At 74.2% G+C, this 12508-nt stretch carries 9 protein-coding genes; 5 read left to right on the top strand and 4 right to left on the bottom strand.

The genetic code is table 11. The annotated features are described in order from the left end of the window. Positions 1-50 precede the first annotated feature (50 nt). The 4 genes from IE140_RS12395 to IE140_RS12380 all read right to left on the bottom strand — a co-directional run bounded on the left by IE140_RS12395 (position 51) and on the right by IE140_RS12380 (position 4529). Complete coding sequence (locus IE140_RS12395) at positions 51-1370, bottom strand: sensor histidine kinase (protein ID WP_150197518.1); 1320 nt, start codon at positions 1368-1370, stop codon at positions 51-53. A gap of 16 nt (positions 1371-1386) precedes the next feature. Then, positions 1387-2151, bottom strand: a complete 765-nt coding sequence (gene cseB / locus IE140_RS12390) for a two-component system response regulator CseB (RefSeq protein ID WP_150197517.1) — start codon at positions 2149-2151, stop codon at positions 1387-1389. Positions 2152-2262: 111 nt separating this feature from the next. Beyond that, complete coding sequence (locus IE140_RS12385) at positions 2263-3261, bottom strand: endonuclease/exonuclease/phosphatase family protein (protein ID WP_229826755.1); 999 nt, start codon at positions 3259-3261, stop codon at positions 2263-2265. Between the two features lie 323 nt (positions 3262-3584). Beyond that, complete coding sequence (locus IE140_RS12380; RefSeq protein ID WP_093438509.1) at positions 3585-4529, bottom strand: carbon-nitrogen hydrolase; 945 nt, start codon at positions 4527-4529, stop codon at positions 3585-3587. Positions 4530-4718: 189 nt separating this feature from the next. Between IE140_RS12380 and IE140_RS12375 the strand changes: the two genes are divergently transcribed. From IE140_RS12375 to lanM, 5 genes are all read left to right on the top strand, one after another. Next, positions 4719-5717 (top strand): LacI family DNA-binding transcriptional regulator, encoded by a 999-nt coding sequence (locus tag IE140_RS12375; RefSeq protein ID WP_150197062.1) that lies wholly within the window; start codon positions 4719-4721, stop codon positions 5715-5717. A gap of 203 nt (positions 5718-5920) precedes the next feature. Next, positions 5921-6106 carry a lichenicidin alpha family lanthipeptide gene (locus tag IE140_RS12370; protein ID WP_030075698.1) on the top strand — a complete coding sequence of 62 codons (186 nt, stop codon included), beginning with the start codon at positions 5921-5923 and terminating at the stop codon, positions 6104-6106. 72 nt (positions 6107-6178) lie between these two features. Then, positions 6179-9244, top strand: coding sequence for a type 2 lanthipeptide synthetase LanM family protein (locus IE140_RS12365; RefSeq protein WP_150197061.1), 3066 nt, complete (start codon positions 6179-6181; stop codon positions 9242-9244). Between the two features lie 99 nt (positions 9245-9343). Further along, entirely contained in the window at positions 9344-9544 is a 201-nt protein-coding gene (locus tag IE140_RS12360; RefSeq protein WP_032767099.1) for a class II lanthipeptide, LchA2/BrtA2 family, read from the top strand. Between the two features lie 98 nt (positions 9545-9642). Then, positions 9643-12507 (top strand): type 2 lanthipeptide synthetase LanM, encoded by a 2865-nt coding sequence (lanM, locus tag IE140_RS12355; RefSeq protein ID WP_150197060.1) that lies wholly within the window; start codon positions 9643-9645, stop codon positions 12505-12507. Position 12508: the final 1 nt, after the last annotated feature.

Genomic DNA, 12508 nt, shown 5'->3' with positions numbered 1-12508 from the left:
CCCCGTACGGCACCGTTTCGACGGCCGCGAGAGTGCGTTTCGGTTCCGTATCAGGCGGCGGACGCGTGCGGAGTCAGGTCGAGGGTCGCGACCGCTCCCCCGCCCGGGGCGTTCGTGAAGGTCAGCCGGGCTCCGAGCACCTCGGACTGGCCCTGGGCGACGGTCAGGCCGAGACCGTGCCCCCGGCCGCGTTCGCTCGCCCCGGTGCGGAACCGCTGGGGGCCTCGCTCCAGCAGGTCGGCCGGGAAGCCGGGACCGTGGTCGCGCACGGTGATCCGCGCCCCGGTCACGGTCACCTCGACGGGGGCCGCACCGTGCCGGTGGGCGTTGGTGACGAGGTTGACCACGATCCGCTCGACCCGGCGCGGGTCGGTCTCCACCACCTCGGCGTCCACCGCGCCGACGCGGGTGTCCGTGCCCGTACGACGCACCACGTCGGCGACCAGTTCGCCCAGCGGAACCGGGTCGAGGCGGGCCCGCTCGGCGCCCGCGTCGAGGCGGGAGATCTCCAGCAAGTCCTCGACCAGCGCGTTCAGGGCCCGCAGCCGGTCCCGTACGAGACCGGCCGCCTCGTCGTCCTCGGGCAGCAGCCCGGCGGCGGTGACCAGTCCCATCAGCGGGGTGCGCAGTTCGTGCGCGACGTCGGCGGTGAAGCGTCGCTCGTTCTCCAGCTTGCGCTGGAGGGCGCCGGCCATGTCGTCGACGGCCGACGCCATCTCGGTGACCTCGTCGCGGGCCCGCCCGGCCGTGCCGATCCGGGCGTCCAGGTCGCCGTCGGCGATGCGGCGGGCGGTACGGGCCCCGTGGCGCAGCCGCCGGTTGATCGGTTCCGTGGCGAGGGCGGCGAGGGGGACGACGAACAGGAGGGCGGCGAGAACGGACTTCACGATGCTGCGGTCCAGGAGCTGGAGGCTGCGGACCTCGGTGCTCATGTCGTCCCGGACGACGAGGAACCGGTCGTCGGCGACGGCCACGGCGCCCCACATCCAGAACCAGTTGGGGGGATCGGCGTCGTACCAGGTGGCGTAGGCACCGGTGTCCGGCGGTCCCGACTCCGTCACAGCCCCCGTCACAGCCCCCGTCTCCGGCTCCGTCTCCGTCCCCACGAAGGTCGCGAGGTCGCGCGCCAGCGGTTCCGGCAGTTCGTCCCTGCTCCGCACGTCGATGTCGGCCGGAGCCCTCCCCGTACGGTCGTACTCCCGCTCGGCGGCGATCAGCCGGGTCAGCGTCCGGTCCGTGCCGACGCGCAGGCCGCGTTCCCGGGTCGCGTCGTGCACGAGGAAACCGACCACGGCGGCGACCGCGCAGCACGCTGCCGCGGCGAGCGCGGCGATCTTCCAGCGCAGGGCGCGGGGGTTGAGGAAGTCCACGGCGGTCGCCGGCCGCTCAGCCGCGGACGAGCTTGTAGCCGAAGCCGCGGACGGTCTCGATCCGCCCGCTGCCGATCTTCTTGCGCAGCCGCAGCACGCACAGGTCCACGACCCGGGTGTCGCCCTCCCACCCGTAGTCCCACACGTCGCGCAGCAGCCGACGCCGGTCGAGGACCGAGCCGGGCGCGGCGGCGAACTCCAGCAGCAGCCGCAGTTCGGTGGGGGTCAGCGGCACCGTCACGCCGGCCCGGCGGACCTCCATGCCGAGGGTGTCGACGGTCAGGTCGCCGAAGGTCAGGATGTGGTCGGGGGCCCGGTCCCGGCCGGACTTCTCCGGTGCGGGGCCGTCCGGGCCGAAGGTGGCGCGGCGCAGCAGGGCCCGGATGCGGGCGACCATGACGGCGGTGTCGACCGGCTTGATCACATAGTCGTCCGCCCCCGCTTCCAGGCCCGCGACCACGTCGAGGGCGTCGCCGCGCGCGGACATCATCAGGACCGGGACGGGGCTCTCCTCGCGGATCCGGTGGCAGAGCCCGATGCCGTCCAGCTCGGGCAGCATCACGTCCAGGATCAGCAGGTCGTGCGCGCCCGCGCGGAAGGACTCCAGGCCGCTGAGCCCGTCGGCGGCGACATCGACCCGGTAGCCGTAGCGTTCCAGGGCCAGTTGGACGGCACGGCGGATGGTGGCGTCGTCCTCGACCACGAGCACGCTAACGGGGGCGGGGCCGGGGGCCGGTCCTCGTGGGTCGGGCACGCTGCCTGCCTGGGCGTTCGAGGTCATCGGTCGGTCGCTCGCATCGTAGTCGGGGGAGGGCCGAAGGGCCGGTCACCAGGACAGCGGGTCACCGGCTGCTGGTCAGGGGTCACCGGCTCACCGGCTGCTGGTCACGGCTCACCGGCTCAGCCGGGCCGCCACCGGGAGGTGGTCGCTGCCGGTGGCGGGCAGGGTCCAGGCCGCGCGCGGGGTCATCCCCCGTACCAGCACGTCGTCGATGCGGACCACCGGGAACGCCGCGGGCCAGGTGAACCCGAGACCGGCGCCCGCCTCCCCCTGCGCGGACCGCAGCCGCGAGGTCACCGGGGCCAGGGCGCGATCCCGGTACGCCCCGTTGAAGTCGCCCAGCACCACGACCCGGGGCGCGGTCTCCGACCGGAGCGCGGCGGCCAGTTCGCGGGCAGCGTCGTTGCGCCGGCCCGTCGTGAAACCGGCCGCCGAGACCCGTACCGACGCCAGATGCACCGCGTACACGGCGACGGGCGGTCCCTCCGGGGTCCGCACCGTGGCCCGCATCGCACGGGTCCACGGCATGATCGGGACCGCCTTCACGTCCGCCAGCGGGTGCCTGCTCCAGATGCCGACCCCGCCGATCACCGCGTGGTGCGGGTAGGCGGCGGCCAGCTCGCGGGAGTAGACGGCGGCCGACGCGTCGGACAGCTCCTCCAGCGCCAGTACGTCCGCGCCGGCCGCGGCGAGCACGCGCGCGGTCCCGGCCGGATCGGTGTTCCCCTCGTCCACGTTGTGGCTGACCACCGTCAGATCGCCGCCGCCGGAACGCTTGTCGGTGAGGGCTCCGCCGAAGAGCGTGACCCACACGACGGCGGGCGCGAGGACCGCGACGGCGGCGATCCGGGACCGGAGTACGACGGCGAGAGCGAGCAGCAACGGCACACCGAGGCCCGTCCAGGGCAGCAGCGTCTGGAAGAGGCTGCCCGCGTTGACGCCCGCGTTCGGGACCGACGCGTGGAGCGCCATCGCCGTCGCCCAGACGACCGCCCCGGCGGCGACCCAACGGGGGGCACGCCGGCGGACGGCGGACCCGGCGGGTTCGGGAAGTCCGGCCTCGGGTGTCCCGTCCGTGACAGGCTCTGCGGCTTCCGTTGGGCTCAGCACGGCACGGGTCTCCTGACGGTCGCGTACACCGGGAATCGGGTACGCCGACAGCCTCCGGGAACGCCGCTTCCGGCCGGTCAGGGGCGTGCTTCGAGCACCGCGCGGCTCTGTTTCAGGTACGTCTCGGCTTCAGGTGCGTCTCGGAGCACGGCAGGGGCATCCGGTGGTGCCGTAGGCACGTCAGCCGGAAGGACGGAGGAAGCAGGAAGGACGGAAGCGGAGAAGGCGGCAGCCGGCCAGATGTCTGCCCGGGTGAAACCAGGCGGGCGGGGCACCGGAGGGTCTCCGGCGCCCCGCGTGAACGGGTCGGCGGGTCTCCCGGATCAGCGGGTCTCGGTGAGCGGGCCGTACGCGTCGGGGCGGCGGGTGGTCAGGAACGGGAACAGCTCCAGCCAGTCGCGCCGGGCGTCCAGGTCGAGGTCGGCGACGAGGACGGCGGGCTCGTCGCGGGGGGCCTGGGCCAGGACGCGGCCGTACGGGTCCACGATGAACGAGCTGCCGTAGAAGGTGAGACCGTTCTCGGCGCCGATCCGGTTCGGCACGACCATGAAGGTGGCGTTCGCGATGGCGTTGCCGGTGATCACCTTCTGCCAGAGCGGCTGGGAGTCGAAGCCGGGGAAGCCGGGCTCGGAGCCGATGGCGGTCGGGTAGACGAGGACGTCGGCGCCGGCCAGCGAGTAGGCGCGGGCCAGCTCGGGGAACCACTGGTCCCAGCAGGTCGGCAGGCCGAAGCGGGCCTCGTCGACCTCGACCAGCGGGAAGGCGTCCTCGCCCGCCGGGCCGGCCCGGAACCAGTCGTCCTCGTAGTACCCCTCGGTGACCGGGATGTGGGTCTTGCGGGTGCGCTGGGCGAGGGTGCCGTCGGGGGCGACCAGGATCGCGGTGTTGTAGCCGAGGCCGTCGTCCTCGCCGCCGGGCGCCGGGGCCTTCTCGTACAGCGAGGCGTGTACGTGGATCCCGTGCTCACGGGCTGCCTCCGCCGCGAACGTGAAGGTGGGGCCGGTCAGCAGGTCCTCCGGGGCGGCGGGCTCGGGGTGGTCGGCCCGGCGGACGACCGCGAAGTACGGCGAGAGCGTCAGCTCCTGGAGGCAGACCACCCGGGCGCCCTCCGCCGCGGCGAGCCGGATGCCCTCCAGCAGGGCGGCGCGGTGCTCGGCGGGGTCGCGGTGCCAGCGCTGCTGGACGGCCGCGACGCGCAGGGGGGCGCGCTCGGCGGGCCGGGTCCGGGTCGGGGAGGCGGGCGGGTTGTACGCGGTGATCAGACGCATGACCAGTTCCAGGGGCGAGGGGACGGAGTCCAGGGGCAACGGGGGCGGAGGAGGAGCGGGGACGGGGGACGGACGAAGGGGCAACGAAGACTGCCGGAACGTTCCGGCAACGGCTCCGAATCTAACCCTGCCGGAACGTTCCGGCAACCCTCCCGGCCTCCCCTCCCCCAACGTCTAGACTTCACCCCCGTGACCTCCCGGACCGTGACCCTGCTCGACGTGGCCCGCGCCGCCGGGGTCTCCAAGAGCACCGTGTCGGACGCGCTCCAGGGCTCGGGGCGGGTCGCGGCGGAGACCCGGGACCGGGTCCGCGCGGTGGCGGCGGAGCTCGGCTACCGCCCCAACAGCGCCGCCCGGCGGCTGCGCCGCGCCAGCACCGGGGCCGTCGGCCTGCATCTGCCGGCCACCGCGACCCGGCTGGACTACTACATGAACCTCGCCTTCGGGGCGGTCGAGCGCGCCCAGGAGGACGGGCTCGACATGGTGCTGCTCGCGCCGTCGGGGGCGGCGGGCGGGCGGATCGCCTCGCGCGTCGACGGGCTGCTGGTGATCGACCCCGAGGCGGCCGACAGCGCGGTGCCCGGGCTGCTCGACGCGGGCGTCCCGGTGGTGACCGGCGAGCGCTACCTCGGCCCGGCCACCGGCCCCAGCGCCGCGGTGGTCTGCGACAATGCCGCCTCGCTGACCGCCCTCCTCGACCACGTCACCGACCGCGGCGCCCGCCGCCCCGCCGTCCTCTCCCCGTCCGGCTCCTCCGCCTGGGCGACCGCCCTGCGCGCGACGGCCCGGTCCTGGGGACTGGCCCACGGGGTGGAGGTGGCACTGCGCACCGTGCCGTTCGCCGCGACCCCGGCGGAGGCCGAGGAGGCCACCCGGGCCCTGCTCACCGCGGACCCGGCGGTCGACGCCGTGATCTGCGCCCCCGACGGCTCGGCCCCGGGTGTCCTGCGCGCGGCGGCCGCCCTCGGCCGGAAGGCCGGCCCCGGCCTGCTCGTCGCGTCCTGCGTCGACGGCCCCGCCACACGCAACGCCGAACCACCCGTCACCGCCGTCGACCTGCGCCCCGCCGCGTACGGCCGCGCCTGCGCCGAGCTGCTCTGCGACATCCTCGCGGACCGGACAGCCCCCGACTCCGTCCGCCGCCACGCCTGGTCCCTGGAGACCCGCGCCTCCACCTGCCCCGCCTGAGCGACCCGCCACCCGGCCGTCACACCCCACCCCGCCCGGCGAGGTCCGGTAGGGGAACAACACCCCCCAGGGCGGGGGCGGAACCCGTCCCCGGGCGGGGGTGCATCGCGGATCGGATCCCTAGCGTTCAAGGGGTCAAGATCCATTCGGAACGGCCCGGCCGCACAGCCGCGCCGCTTCCTCGCGTGAAAGGTGTGAGCCTCATGGCGAACCCCAACGTCGGCATCCTCGAAGAGATCGACGACCAGAACCTCGACGCCGTCAGCGCCGCCGGCCAGGGCTGGGGAACCATCGTGTCCTCCCTCAGCTGCTACGGCGCCAGCTACGTCCTGGGGAACAACGGGAACTTCTGCACGGCCACCGCCGAGTGCCAGAACAACTGCAAGTGACCGTATGACGCCGGGACCCACCTCCCGGCGTCACCTCCCCTCCCTCCCCGCCCCGTCCTGGATCCGGTGTTCATGAACAGTCACGACGTCTCTCCCGGCACCGCCGAAGCGCTGCGGACCTATCTGCCGGAGCTCACCGACCCCGAGCTGATCGCGCACGTCGAGGAACGGCTGCGGGCGGCGGCGACCGCGCACGAGAGCGAGAGCGCCGAACAGAACCCGGACCTGCCCGAGGCGCCCGCCGCCTACGACCCTTCCCTCGATCCCGACGGGCTCTTCCACGACTACTTCCGGCACTTCGTCGCGCCCGGGACCGGCCTCGTGCGCCACGCCGCCGCGCAGTCGCCCACGATCGCCGCGCCGCAACGGATCGTCGACGACTTCGTCGTGCACCAGACGGGTCTCGTCTCCCGGCTGATGATCCGGACCCTGGTCGAGGAGCTCCACCGGCGGCGCACGGCGGGCCTGCTGGACGGCGGGACCCCCGAGGAGCGGTACGCCGCCTTCCGGCGGTGGACCAACAGCCCGGAGGGTCATGACGAGTTGACCGGCCGCTATCCGCACCTCTTCTCGACGGTGGGCCGCCAGGTCGAGGCGTCGGCACGGTACGTCGTCGAGATCATCGAGGAACTCGACACCGTCGCACCGCGGTTGAGCGCTCTCGTGCCGGGTCGCGGCCCGGAACACCTCCGCGTCGACCGCCTCGTCCTCGGCGAGGGCGACACCCACAACGGCGGCCGCTCCGTCGCGCAGGTCCTGTTCACCGACGGCGCCCGGGTGCTCTACAAGCCGCACCCCATCGGCGCGGAGGCCGGCTACAGCTCCTTCGTGTCCTGGATGAACGGCCGGCTCGGCACCGACCTGCCGACCGTCGCCGTGGTCCCCACCGGGCACGGCGGGTTCGTGGAGTTCATCCCCACCGAGGAGTACGCGGGCGAGCAGAAGGACTACTTCGCCCGGATCGGCACCCTCGCGGGCATCCTCTTCCTGCTGCGGGCCACCGACATCCACTTCGAGAACATGGTGTCCTGCGCCGCCGGGCCCGTCGTCATCGACACCGAGACCCTGCTGTCGCCCCGGCTGAACCTCCCCGAGGCGTACGACGACGGCGCGGCCTCGAAGGCCGGGGCGCTCACGCTCCGGGAGTCGATCATCGGCTCGGGGCTGCTGCCGCTCGTCGTGCGCTCGGGCGACGACGACCACGGCATGGACATCGGCGCGATCGGCTACGACACCGGGCAGCGGTCCCCGTACAAGTCTCTGAGCCTCCAGAACCCGGGACGCGACGACATGTTCGTCGGGATGGTGACCACGACCACCACGGCCGCCAACGCCAACCTCGCCGTGCAGCGCGCCACCCAGCTGCCCGTCAACGACCAACGGGACATCATCAAGCGCGAGTTCGGCCGGGTGCTGCGGTACGCGGCGGACCACCCGGACGCGGTCGTCGACGCAGTCGAGGAGTTCCTCGGCGATGTGCAGTTCCGGCACGTCAACCAGGCGACCATCTTCTACACGCAGTTGCTGCGCATGGCGACCCACCCGCACGCCATGGCGGACCCGGTCGTCCGCGCCGCCGTCCTGAACCGGGTCGTCCTGCGCACCGGCGACTCCCCCGCGATCGCCGACGCGGAGGTCCGGCAGATGGCCCGGGGCGACGTGCCGTACTTCTCGTACACCGCCAGGTCGCGCGCGCTGGGCTCGACGGACGGGACCGTACGGGCCGACGCCCTGGCCGAACCGCCGCTGACGACCGTGCGCGAACGCATCCACGGACTGAACGAGACCGTCATCGAGCGCGAACTGCGCCTGATCGACTTCTCGTTCGTCAACAAGCTGCCCACCGACCAGGAGGAGACCGGGTTCGTCCCCGTGCGCCCGGCGGGAAGGCCCGCCGTCGCCGTGGACCGGGGCCGGTTCGTCGGCGAGGCCGTACGGATCGGGGAGCGGCTGCTCGCGACCCGGGTGGCGAGCACCGAGCCGCGTCACCCGGCGACCTGGATCGCCCCGCAGGTCACCACCGACTCGCAGAGCCAGTGGAGCCCCGGGACTCTCGGCTACGACCTGTACGGCGGCAGCCCCGGCCCCGCCCTCGTCCTCGCCGGGCTCGCCCGCGAGACGGGCCGGGCGGACTTCGCCGCGGCGGCGCGCAGCGTGCTGGACCCCGTCGAGGAGCAGCTGCGCGGCGGGCAACTCGCCGAGCAGGGGGTTTCGGTGGGCGGGATGACCGGGATGGCCGGTACCGCGTACGCCCTCGTCGTCGCCCGTGGGCTGCTGGACGAGCCGGACGCCGGGCGTCTGGGCGAGCTGGCGCGGGAGCTGGCCAGGTGCTCGGGGGCCGAGGCCGGCACCGACTTCCTCAGCGGCATGGCGGGCGCGCTGGCCGTCTGCCTCGCGCTGCACGAGCGTGCCACCGACCCGGCCGAGCGGGCGGTCGTCGCCGAGGCGGTCCGCACCATCGCCGCCCGGGAGACCGAGGCGCTCGGCGGCCTCGGCCTTGAGGACGCCCGCGTCACCCCGTACACCGGTTACGCGCACGGGGCCATGGGCATCGCGCCCGTACTGCTGCGCTACGGGGCCGAGTTCGACGACCCGGCCGTGCACGGGCTCGGGCTGCGGATCCTCGGCGCCGTCCTCGACGCGCAGGAGGACGGCGACCGCGACTGGCCACGCGTCTGGGGCGAGCCGGAGCGTTCGTACGGCTGGTGCCACGGGGCCCCCGGCATGCTGCTGGGCGCGCTGATGAGCAACGCGTACGCACCCGGCGCCGTGTCCCGCCCGGTCCTGGACCGGCTGGCCGGGCTGACCCTGGCCCGCGGCTTCGGCAACAACCCGACGTACTGCCACGGCGACCTGGCCTGCGCGGAGATCGTCGGCCTCGGCCAGGAGCTGGTCCCCGGCCTGTTCGGCGCGGCCGCCCGGACCGGTGCCGGCGACGGCGGCAGCGACGGCACCGGCGACGGCCTCGACGACCTCTATCCGCGGCTCTTCGACGAGGTCGTGGAGCGGTACGGGCAGCGCTCCGACACCAAATACGCGTACACCAACAGCCTCATGGTCGGGGAGGCCGGACTCGCCTGGTCCGTCCTCCGCCACCTGGACCCCGGGAGCCACCCCTCCCTGCTGCGCTTCGCCTAGGGCCACGCCCGGGGCACGACGGCGCACCCACGAACCGGGCCCGCATCCTGCCGGGCCCTGCACCACCCATCCACGCAGGAAGAACAGAGAGGAACCGTCATGGGCGACATCGCCATGAACGACGCCACCGGATACGTCAGCGCCGACGAGCTCGTCGAGCTCGCGGACGCGCCGGACTCGCTGGCCGCGGGCTTCACGCCCACCATCATCCCGGCCACCGCCGTCACCACCGTCATCGTCGGCGCCAGCGCCGCGATGCAGGGCGGCTGCCCGACCAGCGGCTGCACCAAGCGCTGCTGAACCCGCTGAGCCGGTGTGGTGCGGGCGCCCCGGAACTGGTACTTCCGGGGCGCCCGCCCCCACCCTCCCACCTTCGACGACGGCAAGAGAGTCCCCGAGTGCAACTGAGCGACGCGTTCCTCGACGACCTGGTGCGGCGCATCACCGACGAGAGGTCAGACGTCTTCGGCGCGTTCTACACGCCGTATCTGCGGGACGGCGCCCAGCGCATCGCCGGGCTCGCCGCCTCCCTCCGGAGTCCGGACGCGGTGGACGACGTCGCCGACCTCGCCGGGGTCGCCGAGTCCGCGCTCCGCTCCCTCATGGGCCTCTGCGTCGAGACCGGTGTCCGCACCCTCATCGCCTCCTTCCGCGCCCAGGACACCGGGTACGAGGCGTTCCACGCCCGCCTGGCCCAGGCCCCCGGCCGCCAGGCGGTGCTCGACCGGTTCCCCGAGCTGGACCGGCTGCTGCGCCTCGCCACCGCCCGTACCGCACGGACGGTGTCCGACGTGCTGCACGCCGCCGTCGCGGACCGGGCGGAGCTGGACGCGCTCCTCGGCGGGCCCGGCCGGATCGTCTCGGTCACCCCGGGACTCGGCGACGCCCACCGGGGCGGGCGGACCGTCTGCCTGGTGGTCCGGGACGACGGCTCCCGGACCGTGTACAAGCCGCAGCAGGACAACTGCCAGCAGCTCCTGACCGCCCTGCGCACGCTCCTCGACACGGACGGCTCGTTCTTCGGCCCGCTGCACCCCCGCACGCTCGTCCGGCCCGCGCACGTCTGGCAGGAGTACGTGGTCCACGCCGACCTCGACGGGACGGCGGAACACAGCGCCCGCTACTTCCGCCGCTTCGGCCGGTCCGCCGCTCTCCTGTCGATGCTGGGCGCCACCGACCTGCACCACGAGAACATCATCGCCACCCCGGACGGCCCGGTCGTCATCGACACCGAGACGCTGGTGTCGCTGCCCAACTCCGCCGTCGAGCAGGGCGCCTCGATACCGGCTGCCGCCGCCCTCAATCTCGACATCGAGCGCTCGGTGCTCAACACCCTTCTCCTTCCCGCCCGTTACGCCGGGGCGAAGCTCGACGTCGACATCTCCGGGATCGGCTGCGTACGGCCGGGGGCCTCCGAAAGCCTCCAGTCGTACCTGGTCGTGGACGCGGGCACGGACGACATCCGCTTCGACCGCAGCCAGGTCGTCGTCGAGCACGGCGGCAACATGGCCACCGTGGCGGGCGAGCCGCTGGACCCGCGCCGCTGGACGGACGAGCTGGTCGCGGGCTTCCGCGAGGCCCGCACCCTGCTCGCCGCCCACCGCGACGCCGTGGAAGCGGCCGTACGGGACTCCGCCGGCTGGGCCGTGCGCCAGGTCGTCCGCCCCACCTACGTCTACGCCCGGTTCCTGGAGGCCTCCACGCACCCCGTGCACCTGGGCAGCCGGCAGGACCGGGCCGAGCTGCTCGGCAAGCTGCCGCGCCACTACCGGGGCACCGCCGCCGAATCGGCCGACGCGGTGCACCGGGAGGAGGTCGCCGCCCTGCTCGACCTCGATGTGCCGTTCTTCACCGTGGACTGCGACTCCGGGCTGCTGCGCGGCGACTTCGACGAGGAGATCCGCAGCGCCGCACGGCTCACGCCCCGCGAGTCCGCGCTCGCCGCCGTAGGGTCGTTCTTCGCCCGGCCCGCCGACCGCGACCCGCTCTATCTGCGGTACGCCCTGGCCGGTTCCGCCGATGACGTGTGGGAGCGGCGGGAGCCCGCCCCCGGGTCCGCCCCGGCCGCCTCACCCGTCCACCTCGCCGACCCGGCCGGCTGGCACGCCCTGCTCCGCGACCTCGTCGTCGGCGAGGCGGACGCCCCGACCTGGCTGACGCCCCGCCTCCGGGGCGACGGGCTGCGCCTCGGCGGTGTCGACGCGACCCTGTACGACGGCGGCGGGCTGCTGCTGCACCTCGCGCAGGACGCGGCCCGCACGGGCACGGCCCCCGTCGGCGTGGACCCGGAGCGGGTCTGCGCCTCGGCCGCACGCTCCCGGCCGGCCGTCCTCGACGGGACACCGCTGTCGATGTCGCCGTTCACCGGGGCGCTCTCCGACCTGGTGACCGACTGGGAGATCCGGCGGCTGGCAGCGCCCGACGCCCGATTCCGCGCGGGCGAGGAGCACGTCCGGTTCCGCCCGGCTCAGGGCGGGTTCGACGTCGACGGGCTCTCCGCGGCCGACTTCGACCACCTCAACGGCTACGGCGGCTACCTCGTCCACCTCGCCGCCCACACCGAGCACGGCGCGACCGAGGTGACCGGGGCCGGGGCCGAGCGGCTGCTGCGCCGCCTCGTCACGGTGGACGGCAACCCGGCCGAGCACCCCGAGGGCGGTGAACTCGGCCTGGCTCACGGCAGGTTCGGCCGGATCACCGCACTGTCCGCGATGGTCGCGGCGGGCCTCGACGAGGGCAGCGGCGCCCGCCCCCATCTGGAGCGGTTCGCCGAGGCGTACGGCCGCCACCGCTGGCAGGACGCGGCCCTGCGCGACCGGGGGACGGGAGCGGGCAACTCCGGCTGGTGCAAGGGGTACGCGGGCATCGCGTACGCGCACGCCGCACTGCTCACCGCCCTCGGCGAACCCGCCGGCCGGATCGCGGAAGCCGTGGCCCCGGAGATCGACCGCGTCCTGGAACCCGCCGGCGGCGCGCAGGACACCGCGATCGCCCCCGACCTCAGCCTCTGCCACGGGCTCGCCGGCCGGATCGCCGTCCTGTGCCACCTGGCGGACCTGCTCGCCCGGCCCGACCTGCGCGACGGGGCCGCCGCGCTGTACTCCGCCTTCGTCGACCGGTACGGGAAGGGCGGCTGGTCCTGCGGTATCGGCACCGAACCCCTCCTGCCGTCCTATTTCCTCGGCCTCTCCGGCTGGTTCGCCGCCCAGGCGATGCTCGACCACCCCGGAACCGGCCTTCCCCGCTGCCTCGGAGGCCGCTGAT

This window comes from Streptomyces parvus (genome assembly GCF_014648875.1).
GTDB lineage: Bacteria > Actinomycetota > Actinomycetes > Streptomycetales > Streptomycetaceae > Streptomyces > Streptomyces parvus.
This window is presented reverse-complemented; position numbering and strand designations above follow the sequence as displayed.

Excerpts from the sequence above, each read along its gene's own strand:
- cseB (WP_150197517.1), bottom strand. The coding sequence starts at position 2,151 with ATGACCTCGAACGCCCAGGCAGGCAGCGTGCCCGACCCACGAGGACCG.
- IE140_RS12380 (WP_093438509.1), bottom strand. The coding sequence starts at position 4,529 with ATGCGTCTGATCACCGCGTACAACCCGCCCGCCTCCCCGACCCGGACC.
- IE140_RS12370 (WP_030075698.1), top strand. The coding sequence starts at position 5,921 with ATGGCGAACCCCAACGTCGGCATCCTCGAAGAGATCGACGACCAGAAC.
- IE140_RS12365 (WP_150197061.1), top strand. The coding sequence starts at position 6,179 with ATGAACAGTCACGACGTCTCTCCCGGCACCGCCGAAGCGCTGCGGACC.
- IE140_RS12360 (WP_032767099.1), top strand. The coding sequence starts at position 9,344 with ATGGGCGACATCGCCATGAACGACGCCACCGGATACGTCAGCGCCGAC.